Genomic DNA, 22802 nt, shown 5'->3' with positions numbered 1-22802 from the left:
TCTATGCGCGTCTCCTGCATGAACGTCACAGGGCGCCGCGCAGGTCCATCCGGCAGGCGTTTGCCCGCGCATCCGGCCTCCTCGCATTGTTCCGGCTGCCGAATCCGTGTCATCATGGTCCGCATCGCATGCCGCTTTATCGGGCGTGATCTCCGGGATTGCCCTTCATGACCGATCTGTATATCGAAGGTGTCTGGCGCATCGCCAACGGTGCGCAATTCCGCTCGCTCGACCCCATGTCGGGCGATGTTGTCTGGCAGGGGCGTGCGGCGCACGCCGCCGACGTCGACGCCGCGGTGCTGGCGGCGCGTCGTGCCCAGCGGGACTGGGCGCGGTACGGCGCTGAGGCTCGGCTCGCCGTATTGCAGCGTTTTGCTGCCATTGTGACGGCCAACACCGAAACGCTGGCCGATGCGATCGGCCGCGAGACGGGCAAGCCGCTGTGGGAAGCGCGCACGGAGGTGGCGACGATGGCCGCCAAGGTCGTCAATTCCGCGCGCGCATTCCAGGAGCGAACCGGCGAGCGGCGCACCCCCGTCGCGGACGGCGAAAGCGTGGTGCGCCATCGCGCGCACGGCGTAATGGCCGTCTTCGGTCCTTACAACTTCCCGGGGCATCTGCCCAACGGGCACATCGTGCCGGCTTTGCTCGCGGGAAATACGGTCGTCTTCAAGCCGAGCGAACTTGCGCCCGGCGTGGCGGCGCGAACGCTCGAGTGCTGGATCGAAGCCGGTTTGCCGCCGGGCGTGGTCAATCTGGTGCAGGGCGGGCGCGACACAGGCGCGGCCCTCGCGGCGCACGACGGCATCGACGGCATATGTTTCACCGGGAGTTCCGCGACGGGACGCGCGCTGCATCAGCAATTCGCGGGGCGGCCCGACAAGATCCTCGCACTGGAGATGGGCGGCAACAATCCGCTGATCGTCGACGTGCCCTCGGACATCGACGCGGCCGTGCACGTGGCCGTCCAGTCGGCGTTCCTGTCCGCGGGGCAGCGATGCACCTGTGCGCGACGCCTGCTCGTGCCGCGCGGCGCGCAGGGCGACGCCTTCATCGAGCGGCTGGCGTTCGTCACACAACGCATCGGCGTTGGCCGTTATGACGCCGATCCGCAACCGTTCATGGGCGCAGTGGTGTCGTTGCAGGCCGCGCGCCGCATGGTCGCGGCACAAGCCGAATTGATGGCGCTGGGCGGCCGCGTCATTGTGCCGCTCGCGCAGCCCGATGCCCGCACAGCATTGCTTACGCCCGGCCTGATCGACGTGACGGCCCCGGCGGTACGCGGTGCGTTACCCGACGAAGAATATTTCGGCCCGCTGCTGCAAGTGCTCCGGTACGACACGTTCGACGAGGCCCTCGCCCTGGCAAACCGCACGCGCTACGGTCTCGCCGCGGGATTGCTGTCCGACGATCCGGCGCGGTATGAACGGTTCCTCGCCGAGATTCGCGCGGGCGTCGTCAACTGGAATCGTCCGACGACCGGGGCGGCCGGTGCTGCGCCGTTCGGCGGGATTGGGGCATCGGGCAATCATCGCCCCAGCGCCTGGTATGCCGCGGACTACTGCGCGTATCCGATCGCGTCGATGGAAGCCGCACGTGCGTCGATGCCGGAGCGTCTGAGTCCGGGCCTGGATTTCGGTGCGCCGTGATTCGGGCACAATGCCGCACAACGAGTAATGCGGGATCGAAGGATCTCCCCTTTTTCAGGAATCGACATGACGCGCTTTGCCCTCGAAGCGAACTTCGACGGATTGGTCGGCCCCACGCACAATTACGCGGGTTTATCGTTTGGCAACGTGGCCTCGGCGAACAACGCCAACCGCGTCTCCAATCCGCGTGAAGCGGCGTTGCAGGGGCTGGCCAAGATGAAGGCGCTCGCCGATCTCGGTTATGCGCAAGGCGTGCTGCCGCCGCAGGAGCGTCCGTCGGTTGCGTTGTTGCGTACGCTCGGGTTTTCGGGCGACGACAGCACCGTCATTCGCGAAGCGGCGCGAACCGCCCCCGCATTGCTCGGCGCGGCATGTTCGGCGGCGAGCATGTGGACGGCCAACGCCGCCACGGTCAGCCCGTCGGCGGACACGGCGGACGGCCGCGTGCATTTCACCGCGGCGAACCTCTGCAGCAAGCTGCACCGCGCCATCGAACACGAGACCACATCGCGCATCTTGCGGGCGGTGTTTCCCGACGAATCGTACTTTACCCACCACGACGCCTTGCCGGGCTGGCCGTCCTTGGGCGACGAGGGCGCGGCCAACCACACGCGGCTTTGCGGGGCATACGGAGAGCGCGGCGTCGAGTTCTTCGTCTACGGACGGGACGATCTGGCAAGCGCGCCCGCGCCGCGCCGGTTTCCCGCGCGACAGACGTTACAGGCCAGCCAGGCGATTGCGCGGCGGCATGGCCTTGACGAGGCGGATGTCGTGTTTGCCCAGCAGCATCCCGACGCCATCGATGCGGGCGTCTTCCATAACGACGTGATCGCCGTTGGCAACGGCAATGTGCTGTTTTGCCATGCGCAGGCATTCGTCGACCAGCCCGCGATCGTGGCGGCGCTGCGCGAGCGGCTGGCCGCCCGAGGCACGCAACTGGAAGTCGTGGAAGTGTCCGAGTCCGAGGTTTCCCTGGAAGACACCGTGGGTAGCTATCTCTTCAACAGCCAGCTGCTGGCGCGTGCGCCGCAGTCAGGCGGTGGCATGCGGCTGGTGGTGCCACAGGAGTGCCGCGAGCGTCCGGCAGTCTGGCGCTACCTCGAGTCGCTCGTGGCGAGCGGTGGACCGATTCGCGAGCTGCATGTCTTCGATCTGCGTGAAAGCATGCGTAACGGCGGCGGCCCGGCTTGTCTGCGTCTGCGTGTGGTGCTCACCGAGGAGGAGCGCAAGGCGACGCACGCCGGTGTGTGGATCGACGAGGCGCGCTATGCATCGTTGACGGACTGGGTGACGCGCCACTACCGCGACCGGCTCGCACTCGACGATCTCGCCGATCCCGCACTGCTTGACGAGTGCCGTACCGCACTCGACGAACTCACGCGATTGCTCGGTCTGGGCAATCTGTATCCGTTTCAGCGCAACGCGTAAATGGCGGTGGCTAACCCGGCGCGTTGCGAAGGCAAAATTTCCGATCAGCAACGAAAGGAGTCGATGTCATGACCACGATCATTGGTTTGTCCGGCAGCCTGCGCAAGGGCTCGTACAACACGGCGCTGCTGACGGCGGCGAAGTCGCTCGTGCCCGCGGGCGTCACGCTCGATGTACGGACGTTGCACGGAATTCCGCTGTACGACGGCGACGTGGAAGCCAACGAGGGGATTCCCGCCGCCGTGACGGCACTGAAGGACGCCATCGCGCAGGCCGACGGTCTGCTGCTCGCGACACCCGAGTACAACAATGGCATGCCAGGCGTGTTCAAGAACGCCCTCGACTGGCTATCGCGCCCGCCCGCGGATAGTGCGCGCGTGTTTCGCGACAAGCCGGTCGCGATCATGGGGGCCTCGCCCGGCGGCTTCGGCACGATCCTGAGCCAGAACGCCTGGCTGCCTGTCCTGCGCACCTTGCAAACGAGCCCGTGGTGGCAAGGCCGTCTGCTGGTCTCGCATGCGAACAAGGCGATCGATGTGGAGGGGCATCTTCAGGACGACGCGGTGCGCCAACAATTGGCCGACTTCATGGCCGGATTTGTAGCGTTTCTCGATGCGCACAAGAAGGGTGGTTGATATGGATTGTTAAAAATCAAGAGCTTATTGATGATTTTTAATGTCGTTTGTGTGGTTTGAGGGTATCCGGAACCCTATCCAATCGACGCTGACGAACGGATAAGCGACGAAATTTTCAGTTCGTCCGACGATGCACTATGCTGGATGGAACGTGTCGGCCGACACGTCGTCTGCGTCCTTTCGTCAACCGGGGGTGCCGCCATGCAAATCGAGTTTCCGGATCACCGACCCATGTTCAACTACGAAGACCTGACGATCGAGTTTGCGGTTGTCGTCAACGGCCGGCCGATCGACTGTGCTGTTTCCGCCGAAGCGCTTGAATCTCACTTTCACGCGCATTCGGCCCGCGCCGACGATCTGCTGCACGCATTCGAGCACGGCCGCAGCCGCATCCACGCATTGACGCGCGAGTATCTGGCGATGGGCTTGCCCGGCCCGGTATTGCTGCGCAGCGGCCATTTCCGCTGGGCCCAGCGTCAAGAGGGCCGCCGTTGATTAGCGCGCTACAGCGCCGTGCTCGGAACGTCAAGCTTCCTACGAGGTAAGGGTCTTCCGCGACCGGCATTGACGAGGATCAATGCCGGATTGTTTAGGCCTGCGACTCAATTGGCGCGCCATGGGGATCGGCGTACACTGGTGTTGCCGCTCCAGAAGTTACGCCAGCGGCACCGTCGCCGATAACTATAAGGAGTCGCTATGGGCTCGGAATTCCGCGTCGTCATTGCCTCGATTGCGGCCTTCATGACGCTTGGCGGGGCATTCGCCACCATCCACGGTCTGCTTTACGACAAATCGCATGTCATGCACGGCGGTGTGATTACCGTGCTGTTCGGCATTCTGTTCATCGTCGTGATGCTGACGCCCTGGCCGAGAGACGAAGAAGGCGATACCAAGCGCAAGCCGTGAGTGCAGGAGAGTCCCGGCTGCGGGCAATCTCCTAACGCTTCGTCGTGCGGCGTCCTACACTGAAATCGAGGGACGCCGTCGAAGCCATCCGAGGTTCGCGGTCCCCGGTGTGACGCATTGCGGGCACGCCGCCGGTTTTGTAGAGTCTCGGGAATACCTCATTCGCTTCGCAACGGGCGTGACCTCGTTGTGAGGTGGCGTATGTGTTCCGATACCCGCGTCTTCATTGCCTCCATCGCCGCATTCGTGATGCTGGGAGGCATTTTCGCCACGATTCACGGTCTGCTGTTCAACCTGCCGGACGTCTCGCGCTATGGCGTGGCGGCGGTGCTGGCAGGTGCGACGTGCACGGCCACGATGCTCATTCCCTGGGGAACGCACCACGAGTCGTGATCCGTCGTGCTCGCAGGCACATGAACGCGGGCGCTTGCGAAAGCTCGTCATAAAGTCGTGGGCTCACGGCCTTCATTTCCGGCAGCGGCAGCGGCTCGACCATCTGTTCGAGTTGCCAGCCCGCGGCCGCAGCCGCATTGAGAATGTCCGCGAGCGGCCGTCGGTACGACTCCACGTACGGTTTCGGTTCGCCGAAACCGCTCCAGTACATGCCGAAGCGCGTGGTCTCGAAGTAACTGCGATTGCGGCGCGTACGCTCGTCGAGCCAGTCGCGCATCGGATGCCCCATCGACCAGACCAGCGTCGCCCCGGGTTTTGCCACGCGCGCGAATTCGCCAAACGTCGGCCCGAGGTCTTCGACGTAATCCAAGGCAAGCGCGCTGACAATGGCGTCGAACTGGGCGTCTCGCACGGCGGTCAACGGCGTGCCGAGATCCTGGACGTCGAATGTCGCGGGCATCCCGTCGCAGCGCCGACGCGCGAGCGCAATCATCTCGGGGGTGACGTCGATGCCATGCACCGTCGCTCCCTGTTCCACGAGCCACGCACTGTTGATGCCGGGACCGCAGCCGGCGTCGAGCACGTGAAGGCCGTTCACATCGCCCAGCAGGGCGCGCGTCGCCGGGCGCTCGTACAGAGCGTTGTGAGGTTTTGTGACGGCAATTTCGGCGTAGCGCTTGGCGAAACCGGCGTAGGCGGTGCGTCCCATCGACGCGGAATCGGATGACGACATGCGTGACTCCAGGGGGCGAACGAAAAATGCGGGCAGCGATTGTAACGCCAAAGGACGTCGACGCGCCGCGCGGCGATGTCCATATGTCACCGATGTGGGACAATGGCGGCCTCCGCCGCGCGGCTCGCGCGAGACGAGATCCCATCCTCGCAACAACACGTTCCGGCATGCCCCCGTCCACCGCTCCGAATTCCCCGTCCGCCGCCTTGCACGCGCCGCAAGCGCCTGCGGCTGTGGCCACAGCCGTCGAGGCAACCGTCACTGACACCGTCGACGCAGTCGACGTGGCCGTGATCGGCGCCGGACCCGCGGGTCTGATGGCGGCGGAAGTCTTGTCGGCGGCGGGATGGCGCGTCGACGTCTACGATGCGATGCCGTCGGTCGGCCGCAAGTTTCTGATGGCGGGCAAGGGCGGCATGAATCTCACGCACAGCGAGCCTGCCGAGCCGTTCGTGGCCCGCTATGGCAAGCGTGCGGACGCCGTTGGCCGCTGGTTGCGCCGTTTCAGCGCGGATGACGTGCGCTCGTGGGCCCATCGGCTTGGCGTCGACACGTTCGTCGGCACCTCCGGCCGTGTCTTTCCCTTGGATATGAAGGCAGCGCCATTGCTGCGTGCGTGGCTCTCGCGTCTGCGCGCCGCGGGCGTACGTTTGCATGTGCGGCATCGTTGGCTCGGTTGGGACGAAAACGCGTGCGCCGGTCCGGACGATCTGCGATTTGCCACGTCGGCCGGCGAGCGCCGCGTGCGCGCGAGGGCGGTGGTGTTGACGTTGGGCGGCGCGAGCTGGCCACAGCTTGGCTCCGACGCCGCATGGGTGCCTTCGCTGCGGGAACATGGCGTGAGCGTCGCCCCGTTGATACCTGCCAATGCGGGCTTCGAGGCGGATTGGACGCCGCACATGCGCGAGCGCTTTGCCGGGCATCCTGTCAAGCCGGTAACGATGACCTTGCCGGACGGCACCACGCGGCAGGGCGAGTTCGTGATTTCCGAGCACGGCATCGAAGGCAGCCTCGTGTATGCGTTGTGCGCGCCGATTCGCGATGCCATTCATGCGAACGGCAGCACGCAGGTTCACCTCGATCTGCTGCCGGACTGGACGCCCGCGCGAGTGGCGACGGAAGTCTCCCGCGCCCGCGGTTCACGCTCGATGGCGAGCCACTTGCAAAGCCGTCTCGGTATCGCAGGCGTCAAGGCGGCCCTGCTGCGGGAATGCCTGCCGCGCGAGACGTTCGACGATCCCGCCGCGCTGGCGCTCGGCATCAAGCGATTGCCGCTGACATTATTGAGAACGCGTCCCATCGCGGAAGCCATCAGCACCGCTGGCGGCGTTTCGCTCGAAGCGCTGGACGATGCGCTGATGGTGAAGACGGTGCCCGGTGTCTTCTGCGCGGGCGAAATGCTCGATTGGGAAGCGCCCACGGGCGGCTATCTGTTGACGGCCTGCTTCGCGAGCGCCTGTGTGGCAGGGGATGGCGCGGCGGCGTATCTCGCCGCGCGCGTTACGCCGGACGCACGCCCAGCCGCCACAGCGAGGTGACTTCGGCGCGCCGCGCGGCATGCAGCGGGTCGCTGGCGTCGGCCGCCTTCGGATGATGCGGACGTACGTCGTGACGCGCGAGCACCACCAGTCCGGCGGCGTGAATCCAGGAGAGCAGCGCCTCACGCGTGCGCAGTCCGAGGCGTTCCGCCAGATCCGACATGACCAGCCAGCCTTCGCCGCCGGGACTCAGGTGGGCCGGCAGCCCGCTCAAGAAACCCTTGAGCATCCGGCTGTCGGGATCGTAGATCGCATGCTCGATAGGCGCATTGGCCTTCGCGGGCAACCACGGCGGATTACAGACGACGAGCGGTGCCTTGCCCTCCGGAAACAGGTCGGCGTCGACGATCTCGACAGTATGCTCAACGCCGAGACGCGCAATATTTTCACGAGCGCACGCCAGCGCACGGGGATCGCGGTCCGTACCGACGACTTGCTGCACGCCGCGGCGCGCAAGCAGTGCGGCGATTACGCCGGTGCCCGTGCCGACGTCGAACGCCAGTGTCGTGGCAGGCAGCGGTGCCTGTTCGATGAGTTGCAGATATTCGCCGCGCACCGGCGAGAACACGCCGTACCACGGGTGGATGGTCGCGCCGCCCAGGGAGGTGATCGCGACCCCCTTCTTGCGCCACTCATGCGCGCCGATCAGGCCGAGAATCTCACGCAGCGAAGCAACGCAGGCGGTCCCGTCCGGCGCACCCCACGCTTCCGAGCATGCCTGGCGAACGTCCGGCGCGCGGCGCAGCGCAATGCCGTAATCCGCGTCGAGCGGAATCAGCACCATGCCGAGAATGCGGGCACGCTGTGCCTGCGCCATGCGGTGTTTGTGAAATGCGTCGGCCGGACCCGGTGCGGCGGTGTCGCTGGTCGATCCGGCTGACGGTTTGCGACGCGCGCGGTGAGGCGGGCGGTCGATGCGTCGCGCCATCGCCTGGATCAATTGCCGGGCATTCTGGTAGTCGCCCCGATAAAGCAGCGCAGTGCCGCCGCAGGCGAGATGGTAGGCTTCGTCCGCCGTGACGGTGTCGTCGACGACTTCGACGCGACGCGGCGGCGTCACGCCGGCCTCTGAGCGCCAGCGGGCGGTGACGGGACGACCGTCTTCGGTCCAGGCTAGCGTCGGGAATTCATTCATGCTGTGTCTTTGCAAGAGCGTGGCGGTACACCGGGGTGTGCCGTAAGCCCGCATTATGCCTGCGTTGACGGCCCGTCGGCCGGAAATCGGCCATCGGGGGCGCTCGACCGTGCCCGTTTCGGCAACGCGTTGCGACACCCCTCGGTTGTCATTCCACCGTCATTGCACCGCCATTGCGCCGCATTTCCGCATGGTTCAGTCCGTGCTGTCCGGCGTGCTGAAGAGCATGCCGATCGCCTCGCGCAGCACGCCGGACAGAATCGGATCGACGCCCTCGATGGGGCCTGCCGGCAAAACCGGCACCGGCCCGCCATGGCGAAGCGCTGCGGCCATATGCGTCAGAATTGCCGCCGCCGGATGCACCGGCGCGTTGTGATCGTCCCCGTGCGGGACGGTGTCGGTCACGGCATCGGCGACACGCTCCAGCGCTACCAGCGCAGGCCACCAGCGCGCCGCGCGCCGACTCACCAGCGGTGGCTCGGACAACGCGCGCTGCAAGGCGATGCGCGTGTCGTCCAGCGCCTTGTAGGCGGCGCGTCGTGCCGCGAACGCCGCATCGGCGTCATGCGTGTCGGCCAATGCGGCGTAACGCCCGAGAGCGTCGAGCGCGTTGGCCACGCGTTCGTCCAACTGACGCCGTTCCCACTTGGCCCATGGCAGATAGCCGATCAGAAGCACGATGGCACATGCGGCGACAGCGTCGACGAACCGCGCCAGTGCGATGTCTTGATTGCCCGGTTGCAGCGCGCCCATCACCAGCATCAGAATCGGCAACAGCAGCGCGCTGAAAAGCCCGTAGTTGCGGCGCAGGGCCCACGGCAGACAGGCGGCCAGCGGAATCAGCGTGGCGAGATTGAACCAGCCGTTGCGGTCGATGGCGACCACGGCGGCCGAGAGCGCCACACCCACGATGCTGCCCACGCCGCTTTGCAGCGCTCGTGCAAACACCGAACCGTAGTTGGGCTTGAAGATGATCACCACGATCAGCGGTACCCAGTAAGACCGCGGCAGGGCGGCCACCGCGATGAAGATCTGGGCGACGACCACGCACAATCCGATGCGCACCAGATAACGCCAGACGTCGGGCCATGGCCACTTCGGCACCCAGCGCGGGTGTGCGCTCGCACGGGCCTGATGACGTGCCAGCGCCACGAGCGGCGCCTCGGCCGCATGCACGGTGCCCGTGAGCAGGGGCTCGGCGCGATGCAGCGCCGCGGCCAGCGCCGGCGCATGGCTGTCTTTGGCCGACGCCACTGCAGCGTCGATATCGACCGCCCGGTCGCGCGCAATGCTGCGCGCGAGCGCGTAGAGCGCCTTACCCAGCGGCGCGGGCACCGGCTGACCGCCTTGCGCCAGACCGATGACCGCCGACGTAATCGGTTCGGCCGCAAGGATCTGCGCCGCGCGCCGCTCCAGCACTTCCCATCCGCTCGACGTACTCGCGCGCGCCGTCAGCAAGGTGTCATACGCCGCCGCAATCGCGTTTTCCAATGACCGCCGGGCGAGCCGCACGCGCGGCGTTCCGCTCGCGTCGAGCACGTTTGCAAGTTGCTGATAGATGGCGGCGACGGCGTCGCGCTCGGCGGCACCGGGATGCCGCATCCAGTGCGCCGCCATGAGCAGCATGCTGAAGATGCCGCCGGAGGCGAGCAGCAGCGGCGCACGCCACTGCGGCGGCGGCAGCTCGAGTCCCCAGCCCACGAACAGGTAGACGGCGCCTTGCAAGGTGGCGGCAGACGCGACATTGCCGAACGTGCCGATGAAGCTCAACAGCAGGATGGCGATTTGCAGTAGCACGTGGGCGAGCCACGGATGCGTCAGGCCTACGTGGTGGACGAGCATCCCGGCGTGAAAGCCCACGACGCCCGTCACGATGGTGATGAGGATCGACCGGGCGCGGGCGCGATAAGGGCCGGTGCGGTCGCCGGTGATCGCCGGCAGCGCGCCGAGCGCGACGAGCGACGCATCGGCGCCATGGCCGATGGCTGCGCCGATGGCGGTGGGAACGGCGACCGAGAGGGCGGCGTGAACGGCGTCCCAGCGAGAGAACGCGACGGGCTCAAGTCGTGCGAGCCGCGACATCCACGCGACACGCCGGCCGGCGTTTGGCGCAGGCGGTGCGGGCCGCGCAGACGCATTGGGGGGAGTGTGGGGCGGCGGCGTTTGCGGCGTGCTCATCGGTCCACAGCCCTGGTCAGGCCGTGCGCCGCGGCGCGGCGGCGTCGGGCAGCGGCATGAGTTCGCCCTGCCCACGAATCCATGCATAGTCGGCGCGCTCGGCCATCTCCTTGTCGCCCCGGCTGTCGCCGTAGGCGAACAGCACCCGCGGCGGTGCGTCTTGCCACCACGCTTCGAGACGCCTGAGCTTTTCCGGTCCCCAGCAATTCGGCTTGGCGAAGACGCCGGCGAACCGGCCCTGCGCATCGAACGCCAGTTCGGTACTGAGCACCGTGTCGAAGCCCACTGTGGCCGCCCACGGCTCCAGATACAGACTCGGCGAGGCGCTTACGAGAACGATGCGATGGCCCAGTGCCCGGTGCTGACGCACGCGCGCGAGCATCTCGGGGCGCAACAGGCCGGGCAATCGATCCTGAAGGAAGCGCCGCGTATCGATGTCCAGTTGTGCGCGCGAGCGGGCGCCGATCGATGCGCGCAGGAATGCCGCTTTGGCCGTCCCCCGGTCGACGAGACGAAGCACGCAGCCGATCAGCCAGGGAGACGCCAGCAGGGCACCCAGAACGAAGCGCCGTGTACCGACGGTGCTGCGCACGAACACGCGCAAGCTATCGGTGGTGGAAATCGTGCCGTCGAAATCGAAGGCGGCGACGATGGACGGGTCTCGCATGCGAACTCAGCGCGACGACGTGGCATGTTGTGGCGGCGACGCGGCCGCATGGCGCGAATCCGCAACGGCCACGAGATGCGGCCAACGCTCGCTTGCGCGACGGCTGGCGGCGATGGCCTGCTCGTCGCGGTAGAACGGCAGCACGTCGGTGCCGACGACCTCACGCAACCGGTCGATGTCCGACGGGTAGCGATGTTCGATCATCGCGTCGGCAGCTTGCTCGGCCGTCTGTGCGCAGGCGGCCGCGGCAACGACGGACGAAGATTCCGAAGGTTCGTGTGGGGTCATGCCGGGCATTCTATACGGTGCGTTGCATCGAGGGCAATTGCCGTGCCGACCGGCCGGCCGATGTACCCGCGGCACGACACCCGGCCGCAAAGCGCCGCTTGCTCATTGACACCGAGGCAAGCTAGCATGGCGCAACGTGCCATTCCCAGACACACGAGCAGCGCTGTCCCGCCGTCCCCTCGCGATCTTAGGATTGCCTGATATCGACGTGATGAGACGTCGGTCGATGGGGCGCCGCGCGTGCGGGTGTGGCGAATATGCAGCGCAAGAACAGATGAGGCATCTCACATGCAGCTTCGAGCGTCTTGGTCGCGTTACACGTTGTACACGTTGGTCACCGCCATCGGTGCGCTGTTCGCCGCGATGAGCCCCGGCGGTGTCATGCTCGCGGGCGCCGCGCCAACGGCAGGCCGCACGGGCAACGCCGCAGTCTCGGGAGGCACCCCGGCCGTGCCGGAGACAGCCGCCGTTGCGGGCGCATCGCCGGACGCCTCCGCCGCGACGATTCCGCCGGCTCCCGGCACCAGTGAGCGCACCGTCACGTTCGCCCAACTGGGGCAGACGAACGGATTGCGACTGCGCGGCACCGAAGGCTCGGGCGACGTCAATTTCGGAGTCCGACTCGATCAGTCTGTCGCCTCGGCGCTGCTGCGCCTGCGCTATAGCTATTCGCCCGCCCTGATTCCCGATCTCTCGCAACTCAAGGTTTATCTGAACGAGGAGTTGATCGCGACGCTGCCGTTCAACAAGCAGGACGGCGGCAAGAATCTGCTGCGTGAGATCCCGCTCGATCCGCGCATGCTCTCCGGCTTCAATCGTGTGCGTCTCGTGCTCATCGGGCATTACACGATGGAGTGCGAGGACCCGATGCACTCGAGCCTGTGGGCCGACATCAGCCCGCAGAGCGAAATCGTCACGAGCACGCAGCCGCTCACGCTGCGCAACGATCTGTCCATGCTGCCCGTGCCGTTCTTCGACCGCCACGACAACCGGGATCAATCGATCCCGTTCGTGTTCGGCTCGCAGCCGTCGCTCGCCGTGGTGCATGCCGCGGGCGTCGTGGCCACGTGGGCGGGTGCCATTGGCGATTACCGGCGCACGCGTTTCCCGGTGAGTGTCGGCACCTTGCCGTCGAAGCATGCCATCGCGTTCGTCACCAACGAGACGATGCTGCCCGGCCTCGACATGCCCAAAGTGGATGGGCCTACGCTGCGCATGGTGGTGAATCCCGGCGATCCGTCGCTCAAGCTGCTCGTGATTCAGGGGCGTGACGCCAAGGATCTGGAGACGGCCGCGCTTGCCCTCGTCTCGGGACGTGCGGCACTCTCGGGCGATGCCACGCGCATCGCCGCGCTTGAGCCGCTGCCGCCACGGCCCGCCTACGATGCGCCGCGCTGGGTGCGCACCGATCGACCGGTGAAGCTGGGCGAACTGGTCGAGAACCCGGCCGACTTGCAGGCAAGCGGCTACATGCCGTGGCCGATCCGCATTCAGCTCAATTTGCCGGCCGACCTGCTGACGTGGCAAAACACCGGCGTGCCGATGGACCTGAAGTATCGCTACACGCCGCCGGTCAAACCGGACGATTCGTCGATGAGCGTGTCGATCAACGATCAGTTCGTACGCGCCTACCGCCTGCGCTCGGCGGGGGCGAGCACCGACAAGAGCCACATGCTCGTCGAACTGCTCTCCGACGGCACGATGGCCGATCGCAGGGAAGTGCGCATTCCGGCATTTCAGGTGGCCTCGCGCAACTCGCTCTCTTTTCAGTTCGCGATGGAGCCGCACAAGGAAGGCATGTGCAGCCAGACGATCACCAACGCGGCGCGCTCGGCCATCGATGCGGACTCGACCATCGACTTCAGTGGCCTGCCGCATTATGCCGAGATGCCGAATCTGAGCTTCTTCGCGGGCAGCGGCTTTCCGTTCACGAAATACGCCGATCTCTCGCAGACGGCCGTCGTCATGTCGAAGACGCCGGACAAGGCGGAACTGGAGACGGTGTTCTCGACCCTCGGCCAGTTCGGCCGCTCGACGGGCGTGTATGCTGATCGCTTCGAAGTGCTCGATACGACGCAAACCGAGCGCTTCAAGGACCGCGACCTGCTGGTCGTGGGCGGCAAGGACGCCGCCGAGCTGCTGACCACGTGGGGCAAGAGTCTTCCGCTCGTGATCGATCAGACGCGTCGCGTCATGCAATCGCAGCCGCAGGGCTATCGTGGCGACGGTGCGGCCGGTTCCGCGTTGGCGGCCAGCCGCGTGGGTCCTGCGCGCATGGACGCGCAGTCCCAGGGGGCGCTTGCGGCGCTCGTCGGGTTCGAGTCGCCGGTGACGAGTTCCCGTTCGGTGGTGGCGATCAATGCGTCGAGCGATGCCGGGTTGCTCAGTGTGGTCGACGCCGTCGACACGCAGCGCGACGCCATTCACGGCGATCTGGCGGTGGTCAACGGCGATCGCACCGCGTCGTACCGGTTGGGCAATACGTATTTCGTGGGCGACGTGAGCTGGTGGACGCGCATTCGCTACCACCTCTCGAGTCATCCGATTCTGGTCGGTCTCGTAGCGTTGCTGGCGGCATTCGCGATTGCGCTCAAGTGTTTCGGCTGGTTGCAGCGTCGCGCGGCACGTCGGCTGGAGAAGTAAATGACACGCGCCGATGCTGACAGGCGGCGCCGTCGGGCGGTGCTGCGGGCACTCGCCGCCTGTGGGGCCGGGCCGATGATCGCGGCCGTGGCGCCGGGGCTGAACGCCGCTGCGGCGAAGGTGCCGGGTGCGCCGGACGATTCGCGTTCGTCGGGACGCGCCACGCCACGCGCGTGCCCGCCCGTCGACTGGCCGGCCTGGTCGCGATTCAAGGTGGCGTGTCTGAGCGACGACGGCCGCATCGTCGATCACAGCATGCCCGATCTGCGCACGGTCTCCGAAGGACAGGCGTACGCGTTGACGTTCGCTGTCATCGCCAACGACCGGGCGACGTTCGACAAGGTGCTCGACTGGACCGTGAACAACCTCGCACAGGGCGACCTCACGGCGCATCTGCCGGCGTGGCTGTGGGGCAGGCAGGACGACGGCCGGTGGGCGGTGCTCGACAGCAACCCGGCAAGCGACGCCGACATGTGGATCGCGTATGCGCTGGGCGAAGCCGGCCGCCTGTGGAACGTGCGGCGCTACACCGCGCTCGGTGCATTGGTGGCGCGTCGCATCGTGTCCGAGGAGACGGACTTCATTCCGGGGCTCGGGCGCACGTTGCTGCCCGCGCCCGCGGGATTTCATCCCGCCAGGGATCTGTGGCGTCTGAACCCGAGTTACGTGCCGATGCAGGTCGTGCGGCGTCTCGCAGGCCTGTTTCCCGATAGCGGCTGGGCACAGCTCATTACCTCGTCGCTCAAGCAGATCACGTTGTCGGCGCCACCGCTGGGCTTTGCGCCGGAGTGGGCGATGTATCGCGCCGGACGTGGTTTCGAGATCGATCCCGAGACGAAAGGAGAGGGCAGTTACAACGCCATTCGCGTCTATCTGTGGGCGGGGATGCTTGCGCAGGATAGCGACGATTTCCATGCATTGACACACACGTTCGGCGGCATGCTGAAGTATGTCGCTGCGCACGGCGCGCCGCCGGAGCGTGTCGACACGCGCGACGGCACGGCGAAGCAGAACGGCGGCGCGGGCTTCTCGGCGGCGCTCGTGCCGCTGTTGCAGTCCGTGGGCGACACGGCGCTCGCGCGGGCGCAGGCCGATCGTGCCCGCTCGCTCGACGCGCAGTCGCCTTCGGGCTACTACGGTTCGGTGCTGTCGCTGTTCGGCCTCGGCTGGCACGAAGCGCGTTTTCGTTTCGCCGCGGATGGCACGCTGCAAGTGCCTTGGGAGGCGGTTTGCGCGACACGCTGATCCGCTCCGCCTGCGTGACATGCGTGCTGATGGCAGCCGGCGCGGCGAACGTGCGTGCCGCGCCGGCAGCGAACGCCGCGGCGAAGCCCGGCGCCGTGGCGCCCAATCGCGACGTGCGCAACTTGCTCGCGAGCGCCACGCTCTGGCATTCACGCCATCGCAACGATCTTGCGCGCGCTGCCCTCGAGAAGGCGCTGCTCGTGCAACCGGACCAGCCCGACGCGCTTTCGCTGCTCGGCCAGATCGAGATCGAAGAGAACCAGCCGCAAGCGGCAAACAGGGCATTGCAGACGCTGCGCGCGCGCTACCCCAATTCGCCCGCGACGAAAGCGCTGGCCGACGTCATTCGCATCAACACCGTCGACAAATCCCGCATCGCCCGTGCGCGTCTGCTGCAACGCAGCGGTCAGGCCGATGCCGCGTTCGCCGAATACAGGGCGCTGTTTCCGGACGGCCCGCCAAACGGCGATCTCGGCGTGGAGTACTACCGCGCCCAGGCGAACGCGACCAACGGCTGGCCCGCCGCGCAGCAGGGGCTCGCGGCGCTGTCGAAGGCGTCGCCCGAAGACTCGCGAGCCTCGCAATCGTTGGCCGAACTGATGATCGACCGGCCAGCGAGCCGTCTGGCCGGCACGCGCATGGTGGCGGATCTCGCGGCGCGTCCCAACGCCGATCTCAACGCCTTGCTGTCCCTTTGGCAGAAGGGGCTCGCCAAGGCGGACGGCAACCTCGCATGGCTGCCGCTGTACCAGCGCTATCTCGCCCTTGCGCCCAACGATGCGGACACGCGGGCCGCCTACGACAAGCTCAATGCCCAGCAGGCGGCCCGAACGCGCATGTTGAACGATCCCGCTTACAAGGCCCGGCAAGCCGGTATCCGGGCGCTGGATCAGGGGCGTCTGAGCGACGCCGAGAAGTCACTCGACGCCGCGCGCGTCAAACGCCCCAACGACGGCGAACTGCTCGGCTCGCTGGGGTTGGTGAAAATGCGGCAGGGCGACCACGAGGGCGCTCAGGCACTGTTCGCGCAGGCATTGCGAAAGGACCCGGACAACGCGGGCAAATGGCGCAGCCTGCTCAAGACGTCGCAGTTCTGGGGCGCGATGGCGCAGGCGCGCGCTGCGCGCGACGCCGGGCGGCTCTCCGACGCCGATCGCCTGGTGCGCGGCGCGCTCGCCAGTGATCCGAACAATCCAGACGGTCTGGCACTGCTGGGCGATATTGCGCTGGACGACAAGCGCGAGGACGACGCCGAAAGGCTCTTCCGGCAAGCGCTGAAGATCGAGCCGGACAACGACACGGCACTGCGCGGCATGATTACGCTGTACTCGCGTCAGCAACGCCGTACGGAACTGGCGAATCTGCTTGGCGATCTGCGGCGGCGCTTTCCGCAGGACAAGGCGCGCTTCGACAAGGCTGAAGCGGCCGCGTTGTCGGACGATGCCGATCGCGCCATCGCGCAGGGCCATAACGGCCCGGCGCTGGCCGCACTGGAGCGCGCCGTCGCTCTGGACCCGGGCAACGCCTGGACGCGTTACTCGCTCGCCAGCCTCTACCGTAAGCTCCGCCTTGCGCAGATCGGCCGCGAGGTGATGGCCGAAGGCGCGCGCCAGACGCTGACGCCGGAGGACCGGGCGCAGATGCTCTACGCGCAGGCCATTTACCTGAACGTGATCGACGACGAGGCCGGTGCGCGCGAGTCGCTCGCGCAGATTCCCGCGGCGAGCGCCACGCCGTCGATCAGACGTTTGCAAACGACGCTGGCGATTCGCGACATGGCGCGTCTCGCGCGCGAAGCCCATGCCGCCGGTAACGACGACGAGAGCGAACGCCGCTACGGCCAGGCGCTGGCAATGGCGGGCGACGATCCGGAACTGATCGGGGAGGTGGCGCGCGCGCGCGTGTCGGCCGGACAGCCCGACCAAGGGCTGGCGCTCATGAGAGACTGGCTTGCCGCGCATGCCGGCAAACCGCAGCCCGACGCGCAACTGCGCTACGCCGAACTGCTGAACACCGCCGAGCGCGATACCGAACTCGGTACTTTCCTCGCGAGCATGGATCCGGCCTCGCTCGGCACCGATCAGCGCGACGAGTGGCAGGACTTGCAGGATCGCCTCGCACTGCGTCAGGCCGACCGGGCGCGTGCATTGGGCGACTTCTCGAGCGCGCGGCAAACGCTCGAACCGTTGTTGTCGCGCCAGCCGCCGGACAGCCGCGCCTTGTCGGCGCTGGGCGACATCTATTTCGACGAACGCCGTTACGACGACGCCCGCAAGATCGCCGAAGATCAGATTCGTCAGGACCCGGCGAATCAGGACGCGCGACTCTCGCTTGTGCGCGTGCTTTACGAAATGCAGGACGACAAGGCTGCCAATCGCGAACTGGACCGCGCCCTGGCCGAAGCGTCGCCGGACGATGTCTGGACGCAACTTGCCGCCGTGCGACGTCTGACCGCCATGGAACGCTACGACGAGGCCATCGCGCTTAACGACACGCTGCGCACCCGGTTTCCGGACACCTCGGCCGTCACCGTGCAGCGCGGACGCATTGCGCAGTCCCAACGTCATTACAACGAGGCGAAGGGATGGTACGACCAGGCGCGCAAGGAAGAGATCGTGCAGGGCGCGCTGCCCGGTTATGACGGCATGACGTCGGCCGAGTCGGCCATCGACTCGCTGGAGTCGCGTCGTAACAGCTACGTGGCCGCGGGCTACGAAATCGATCAGAAAAAGGGCGACGGCGGCATCTCGATGTTCAACGCGCGCGCCGTCCCGCTGTACGGCCAGTATGCGCTGGGCTACGACGGCCACGTGTTTGCGCAGACCGATTACGTGAGCGCCGACTCGGGCGACCTGCCGCTCAACGGGACGTCCGAATTCGGCACGTTGCCGCTGCTCAACGTGCCGTCGTTTCGCGCTGCGAATCCCGGCGTGCTGGCGGACTACGGCACGAAACGCCAGAAGGCGCACGGGCAGGCGCTCATGCTCGGCTATGAGAACGACTGGATTCGCGCCGACATCGGTCACACGCCGATTGGCTTCCCGATTTCCTACGTCACGGGCGGCGTGCGGCTGTTCGGTAATCTGGGGCGCTACAACTACTGGGTCGACGCCTCCCGTCGGCCGATGACGGGCAGCATGGTGTCGTATGCCGGGGCGAATCTGCCGCTGCCCGAGGTCTTCGGCGACGGGAAATGGGGCGGCGTGCGCCGCGATGCTTTGACATTCCACGCCTCTCGCGACTTCCCGAAGTGGGGCGTCTTCGGTGAGGCGAGCGTTGCGCGTCTGACCGGCGAGAACGTGCTGAACAACACCGAAGTCTCGGCGCGCGCCGGTGTCGACCTGCCGCTGATTTACAAGCGCGACATGCGCATGAATACCGGCGTCACGCTATTCTTCGACAGCTTCGCGCAGAATGAGCGCTACTACACGTATGGGCACGGCGGCTACTACAGCCCGCAGACCTACGTGTCGCTGACGCTGCCGCTCGAATGGTACGGACGCACGCAACGCTGGTCCTACTATCTGCGCGGCTCGGTCTCGTTCTCGCAAAGCCAGGAAAAGTCGATGCCGTACTTCCCGACCAACGGTGCGTTGCAGGCGGCGAGCGGCGATCTGACCTATGGCTCCGGCGGCGGGTTCGGAGTGGGCTTCTCGATATTGGGCCGGGCCGAGTACTGGGTCGATCGGCACTGGGTGATCGGCGGGCAGATCCAGTTCGAGCGCTCCGACTACTACGCGCCGAACCGTTTCCTCTTCTACATGCGTTATCACTTCGACGCCCGGCGCGGTGATGTGCCGATGCCGCCGTCGCCGGTACGTCCGATCTGGAGCTACTGAGCCATGAGAGCTTGCGCCAACGCCGAACTTACGAGCGTCGATCCGCGCCGGACGCGGCCATGGGCCGGGGAGGGCGCATGCTGACGCTCATTGCAGTCGTCTCCAGCGCGGGCGGAGCCGGGCGAAGCACCGTGAGCGCGCACCTCGCCGCGCAACTGGCGCACGGAGGAAAGCCCGTGGCGGTGCTCGAACTCGATGCGCAGAACAGCATCGGCGCGTTGCTCGGTCTGCGGCAGACGTGCGAGACCGGTGTGCTGACGGCTGGCGTGGCACCGGACAGTTGGCGTGCGGTGTTGCGCGAAACGCCAGTGGGCGTGCCGCTGTTGCCCGCCGGACGAACCGACGCGTCGGCGCAGACGGCGCTCGGCGAATGGCTGCAACGGGACGCGGGCGGCTTGCGCCGTCAGCTCGATGCCGTGGGCCTCGCGACGGGCACGCGGGTATTGATCGACACGCAACGTTTGCCGGACGCTATCGCCCAGGCAGCCATCGCCGCGGCCGACCTCGTGCTCGGCATTGTGCCGGTGACCACGACCGGCTACGTCACGCAACCCGATCTGATGGCGGCCTGCGCGGGACGGGCGCAAATGGTGCCGAATCTGGTGGCATCCAGTTCGCCGCTGAACAACGATCTGCTGCACCTCATTCAGGCGCGTGGCGGCGACGCCATGGTGCCGTTGCGCATCCATCGCGACGATGCCGTCGGCACGGCTTCGGCCAACGGCGGTTCGTTGGCCAAGGCCGCCGACGGCTCTCAGGCTGCGCTCGACTTCATCCATCTCGAAGCATGGCTCGCGCGTGCCACGCCGCCGGCCGACGGCGGCGCGATGGCCAACGGCGGTCATGCGCGGGGAGGTGCCGAAACATGATCGGTGCCGCCCTCGGCTCCCTCTACCGGCTCGGACGCGACATTCTCGCGGTGCGCCTCGTCGTGCCGGATCGGCCCGACGGCCGTGCGCCGGGATTCACGCAGTGGCTGCTCGCCGCAACGGTGCGCTCGCCCGCGCACCGGCAGTGGATCTCGCAGGTCGCGGATCATCTTGTGGCCCGTCTGGCCGTAAGGCTCGATGTCCGTCAACTCGACGAGTGGCGCGACTGGTGGCTGCGCCTGGTGTTCCAGCCCGCACGCGCCGGTCGGCCCGACTATCCGGGCCGTGCCCTCGCGTGGGTCAACGAACGCGTGACGCATCGGCTCGACGTGCCCGCCGACGCGGGCTTCTGGCGCGTGCTCGGCGCGATGCTCTGGCGGCGCGCCGACCGGCGTCCGGCCTTTCCGCCGTACACCGCATGGCTCGCGTTCCGGGCGGGCAACGAACGGCTGCGACTGTGGCTCGTGCAGACGCTCTTCGGGATTCCGCCCGACACGCCGGCTGAACTGGCGCACCGCTTCGACAAGACGCTCGAACGGGTCATGCAGTGGCGTGCGACGTCGACGGTCGTGGCCTTGCTGGGGCTGATCGGCGTGTTCTGGATCGTGACGACGCCGTTCGATCCCTTCTCGCAACTGCTGTTCTCCGTCTGCACGCTCACGCTCGCACTGGTGTTCCGGCGGCTCGACAGCCAGTACTCGGTGCTGGTGCTGATCGGCCTGTCGCTTACCTCGACGATTCGTTACGTGTGGTGGCGTCTGACGCAATCGCTGGCGTTCGACACCGTGGCCGAAGCAAGCGTCGGCTACATGCTCGTCGCGGCCGAAATGTACACGTGGATGATTCTGCTGTTCGGCTACATTCAGACGATCTGGCCGCTGCACCGGCGCATCACGCCGTTGCCGGCGGACACGCGCCTGTGGCCGACGGTCGACGTCTACATTCCGACCTATAACGAAGGGCTGGATGTCGTGCGCCCGACCGTTTATGCCGCCTGTGGCCTGGACTGGCCGCCGGAAAAGCTCAACATCTATCTGCTCGACGACGGACGCCGTGACGAGATGCGCGACTTTGCCGCGCTCGCCGGCGTGCATTACGTGACGCGCGCCGACAATCGCCACGCGAAGGCGGGCAACATCAACCATGCGCTGAGCAAGACACAAGGCGAGTTCGTCGCCATCTTCGACTGCGATCACATTCCCGTGCGCTCGTTCCTGCAAACGACGATGGGTTCGTTCCTCAAGGACGAGCGCTGCTCGCTCGTGCAGACGCCGCACCACTTCTTCTCCGACGACCCGTTCGAGCGCAACCTGGCAACGCGCGGCGCGGTGCCGAACGAAGGGCGCCTGTTCTACGGGATCGTGCAGGACGGCAACGACTTCTGGAACGCGTCGTTCTTCTGCGGTTCGTGTGCGGTATTGCGTCGCACGGCGCTCGACGAGGTCGGTGGCGTGGCCGTCGAGACCGTGACCGAAGACGCCCATACGGCGCTCAAGATGCACCGCCGTGGCTGGAATACGGTGTATCTGAAGGTGGTGCAGGCCGCCGGTCTCGCGACGGAGTCGCTCTCGGGCCACGTCGGCCAGCGCATTCGCTGGGCGCGCGGCATGGCGCAGATCTTCCGCGTCGATAACCCGCTGTTCGGGCGTGGCCTGAAGCTCGGTCAGCGCATATGCTACGCGAACGGCATGCTGCACTTCTTTTACGGCATTCCCCGCATCATCTTCCTGCTCGCGCCCATCTGCTATCTGTTCTTCGGGCTGCATATCGTGCAGGCGGCGCTCAGTATCTGCGCGTACGTGCTGCCGCACATTGCGCACGCCAATATCGCCAACTCGCGCATTCAGGGCAAGTACCGCCATTCGTTCTGGTCGGATGTATACGAGGCGGTGCTCGCGTGGTATGTCGCGCTGCCGACTACCGTGGCGTTCATCAACCCGCGTTATGGCAAGTTCAACGTGACGGCCAAGGGCGGCCTGATCGAGCAGAGCTTCTTCGACTGGAGCATTTCGAAGCCGTATCTCGTGCTGCTGGGGTTCAATGTGGCGGGTTTCGTTGCCGGTATCCTGCGGTACTTCTACGGCCCGGCCAATGAATCGGGCGCGCTCGTCTTCAACCTGTTGTGGGTCACGTTCAACCTCGCGGTGCTCGGCGCCGCCGTGGCGGTGGCAACGGAAGTCAGACAGGTGCGCCGCTCGCACCGCGTGTCGATGCGCATGCCGGCCACGCTGTATCTGCCTGATGGCCGCACGATGGCCTGCCACACGCGCGACTTCTCGGGCGGCGGGCTGGCGCTCGTGTTGCCGGTCGCCATCGACCCGGGCGTGGGTACCGAGGCGCACGTGGCGCTCACGCGTGGCGCCACCGAATACGGCTTCCCGGTGAGTGTGGTCGGTGCGCGCGGACATGATCTGTTTCTCGCGTTCCAGCCACTTTCGGCCGAGCAGGAAAAGCATCTCGTGCAGTTCACGTTCGGGCGCGCAGATGCCTGGCGCGACTGGGACGCCGAACGTGCGCGCGACGAACCGGTCAAGGCACTCTTCGACATGCTGGCGATGGGCCTGCGCGGCTATCAGGTGCTCGCCAATTACTTGTTGAGTCAACTGGTAACGCGCTGGCAAAACCGGTTGCGAGGGGCAAGGCGGACGTGATCTAA

17 protein-coding genes are annotated in these 22802 nt (G+C 66.6%); 12 read left to right on the top strand and 5 right to left on the bottom strand.

The genetic code is table 11. The features are described 5' to 3' along the window. The first annotated feature begins 167 nt into the window (after positions 1-167). The 6 genes from astD (at position 168) to AB870_RS12010 (ending at position 5011) form a co-directional block, all read left to right on the top strand. Positions 168-1649: a succinylglutamate-semialdehyde dehydrogenase gene (gene astD / locus AB870_RS12035; protein ID WP_047904895.1), complete on the top strand. Its 1482-nt coding sequence runs from the start codon at positions 168-170 to the stop codon at positions 1647-1649. Positions 1650-1715: 66 nt separating this feature from the next. Continuing rightward, positions 1716-3077, top strand: coding sequence for an N-succinylarginine dihydrolase (gene astB / locus AB870_RS12030; RefSeq protein WP_047904894.1), 1362 nt, complete (start codon positions 1716-1718; stop codon positions 3075-3077). Between the two features lie 68 nt (positions 3078-3145). After that, positions 3146-3712, top strand: coding sequence for an NADPH-dependent FMN reductase (locus AB870_RS12025; RefSeq protein ID WP_047904893.1), 567 nt, complete (start codon positions 3146-3148; stop codon positions 3710-3712). A 231-nt stretch (positions 3713-3943) separates the two neighbouring features. Further along, positions 3944-4207, top strand: a complete 264-nt coding sequence (locus AB870_RS12020; protein WP_237169929.1) for a DUF1488 family protein — start codon at positions 3944-3946, stop codon at positions 4205-4207. A gap of 201 nt (positions 4208-4408) precedes the next feature. Then, positions 4409-4618 carry a DUF2964 family protein gene (locus AB870_RS12015; protein WP_047904892.1) on the top strand — a complete coding sequence of 70 codons (210 nt, stop codon included), beginning with the start codon at positions 4409-4411 and terminating at the stop codon, positions 4616-4618. A gap of 201 nt (positions 4619-4819) precedes the next feature. Next, a complete protein-coding gene (locus AB870_RS12010; protein ID WP_047904891.1) occupies positions 4820-5011 on the top strand; it encodes a DUF2964 family protein in 192 nt (63 codons plus the stop codon). On the opposite strand, the gene AB870_RS12005 is transcribed toward AB870_RS12010, so the two are convergent. After that, a complete protein-coding gene (locus AB870_RS12005; RefSeq protein ID WP_047904890.1) occupies positions 4980-5744 on the bottom strand; it encodes a class I SAM-dependent methyltransferase in 765 nt (254 codons plus the stop codon). The genes AB870_RS12010 and AB870_RS12005 overlap by 32 nt on opposite strands. Positions 5745-6061: 317 nt before the next feature. Here AB870_RS12005 and AB870_RS12000 point away from each other — a divergent pair, with 317 nt between their 5' ends. Then, positions 6062-7282, top strand: coding sequence for a TIGR03862 family flavoprotein (locus AB870_RS12000; RefSeq protein WP_237170132.1), 1221 nt, complete (start codon positions 6062-6064; stop codon positions 7280-7282). Here the strand turns inward: AB870_RS12000 and AB870_RS11995 are convergent. The 4 genes from AB870_RS11995 to AB870_RS11980 form a co-directional block, all read right to left on the bottom strand. Next, on the bottom strand, positions 7245-8417 hold the full coding sequence (locus tag AB870_RS11995; RefSeq protein WP_047904889.1) for a methyltransferase: 1173 nt from the start codon (positions 8415-8417) through the stop codon (positions 7245-7247). The genes AB870_RS12000 and AB870_RS11995 overlap by 38 nt on opposite strands. A gap of 195 nt (positions 8418-8612) precedes the next feature. After that, positions 8613-10499: an FUSC family protein gene (locus AB870_RS11990; RefSeq protein WP_053059335.1), complete on the bottom strand. Its 1887-nt coding sequence runs from the start codon at positions 10497-10499 to the stop codon at positions 8613-8615. A 112-nt stretch (positions 10500-10611) separates the two neighbouring features. After that, the gene (locus AB870_RS11985; RefSeq protein WP_047904888.1) at positions 10612-11262 is read right to left on the bottom strand and encodes an HAD-IB family hydrolase; all 651 of its coding nucleotides are present in this window, start codon (positions 11260-11262) and stop codon (positions 10612-10614) included. A 6-nt stretch (positions 11263-11268) separates the two neighbouring features. Beyond that, positions 11269-11550: a hypothetical protein gene (locus tag AB870_RS11980; protein ID WP_157112302.1), complete on the bottom strand. Its 282-nt coding sequence runs from the start codon at positions 11548-11550 to the stop codon at positions 11269-11271. 288 nt (positions 11551-11838) lie between these two features. On the opposite strand from AB870_RS11980, the gene bcsB reads away from it, so the two are divergent. The 5 genes from bcsB (at position 11839) to bcsA (ending at position 22797) form a co-directional block, all read left to right on the top strand. Next, positions 11839-14193, top strand: coding sequence for a cellulose biosynthesis cyclic di-GMP-binding regulatory protein BcsB (gene bcsB / locus AB870_RS11975; RefSeq protein WP_047904886.1), 2355 nt, complete (start codon positions 11839-11841; stop codon positions 14191-14193). Continuing rightward, entirely contained in the window at positions 14194-15438 is a 1245-nt protein-coding gene (gene bcsZ / locus AB870_RS11970) for a cellulose synthase complex periplasmic endoglucanase BcsZ (RefSeq protein WP_047904885.1), read from the top strand. Further along, complete coding sequence (locus tag AB870_RS11965; RefSeq protein WP_084663627.1) at positions 15423-19277, top strand: cellulose synthase subunit BcsC-related outer membrane protein; 3855 nt, start codon at positions 15423-15425, stop codon at positions 19275-19277. The genes bcsZ and AB870_RS11965 overlap by 16 nt, the downstream gene beginning before the upstream one ends. 77 nt (positions 19278-19354) lie before the next feature. Next, complete coding sequence (locus AB870_RS11960) at positions 19355-20146, top strand: cellulose synthase operon protein YhjQ/BcsQ (RefSeq protein WP_071386873.1); 792 nt, start codon at positions 19355-19357, stop codon at positions 20144-20146. Next, a complete protein-coding gene (gene bcsA / locus AB870_RS11955) occupies positions 20143-22797 on the top strand; it encodes a UDP-forming cellulose synthase catalytic subunit (RefSeq protein ID WP_047904883.1) in 2655 nt (884 codons plus the stop codon). Before AB870_RS11960 ends, bcsA begins: the two co-directional genes overlap by 4 nt. Positions 22798-22802: the final 5 nt, after the last annotated feature.

The sequence above is a fragment of the Pandoraea faecigallinarum genome (assembly GCF_001029105.3).
Classification (GTDB): domain Bacteria; phylum Pseudomonadota; class Gammaproteobacteria; order Burkholderiales; family Burkholderiaceae; genus Pandoraea; species Pandoraea faecigallinarum.
This window is presented reverse-complemented; position numbering and strand designations above follow the sequence as displayed.

Excerpts from the sequence above, each read along its gene's own strand:
- astD (WP_047904895.1), top strand. The coding sequence starts at position 168 with ATGACCGATCTGTATATCGAAGGTGTCTGGCGCATCGCCAACGGTGCG.
- astB (WP_047904894.1), top strand. The coding sequence starts at position 1,716 with ATGACGCGCTTTGCCCTCGAAGCGAACTTCGACGGATTGGTCGGCCCC.
- AB870_RS12025 (WP_047904893.1), top strand. The coding sequence starts at position 3,146 with ATGACCACGATCATTGGTTTGTCCGGCAGCCTGCGCAAGGGCTCGTAC.
- AB870_RS12020 (WP_237169929.1), top strand. The coding sequence starts at position 3,944 with ATGTTCAACTACGAAGACCTGACGATCGAGTTTGCGGTTGTCGTCAAC.
- AB870_RS12015 (WP_047904892.1), top strand. The coding sequence starts at position 4,409 with ATGGGCTCGGAATTCCGCGTCGTCATTGCCTCGATTGCGGCCTTCATG.
- AB870_RS12010 (WP_047904891.1), top strand. The coding sequence starts at position 4,820 with ATGTGTTCCGATACCCGCGTCTTCATTGCCTCCATCGCCGCATTCGTG.
- AB870_RS12005 (WP_047904890.1), bottom strand. The coding sequence starts at position 5,744 with ATGTCGTCATCCGATTCCGCGTCGATGGGACGCACCGCCTACGCCGGT.
- AB870_RS12000 (WP_237170132.1), top strand. The coding sequence starts at position 6,062 with ATGGCGGCGGAAGTCTTGTCGGCGGCGGGATGGCGCGTCGACGTCTAC.
- AB870_RS11995 (WP_047904889.1), bottom strand. The coding sequence starts at position 8,417 with ATGAATGAATTCCCGACGCTAGCCTGGACCGAAGACGGTCGTCCCGTC.
- AB870_RS11990 (WP_053059335.1), bottom strand. The coding sequence starts at position 10,499 with ATGTCGCGGCTCGCACGACTTGAGCCCGTCGCGTTCTCTCGCTGGGAC.
- AB870_RS11985 (WP_047904888.1), bottom strand. The coding sequence starts at position 11,262 with ATGCGAGACCCGTCCATCGTCGCCGCCTTCGATTTCGACGGCACGATT.
- AB870_RS11980 (WP_157112302.1), bottom strand. The coding sequence starts at position 11,550 with ATGACCCCACACGAACCTTCGGAATCTTCGTCCGTCGTTGCCGCGGCC.
- bcsB (WP_047904886.1), top strand. The coding sequence starts at position 11,839 with ATGCAGCTTCGAGCGTCTTGGTCGCGTTACACGTTGTACACGTTGGTC.
- bcsZ (WP_047904885.1), top strand. The coding sequence starts at position 14,194 with ATGACACGCGCCGATGCTGACAGGCGGCGCCGTCGGGCGGTGCTGCGG.
- AB870_RS11960 (WP_071386873.1), top strand. The coding sequence starts at position 19,355 with ATGCTGACGCTCATTGCAGTCGTCTCCAGCGCGGGCGGAGCCGGGCGA.
- bcsA (WP_047904883.1), top strand. The coding sequence starts at position 20,143 with ATGATCGGTGCCGCCCTCGGCTCCCTCTACCGGCTCGGACGCGACATT.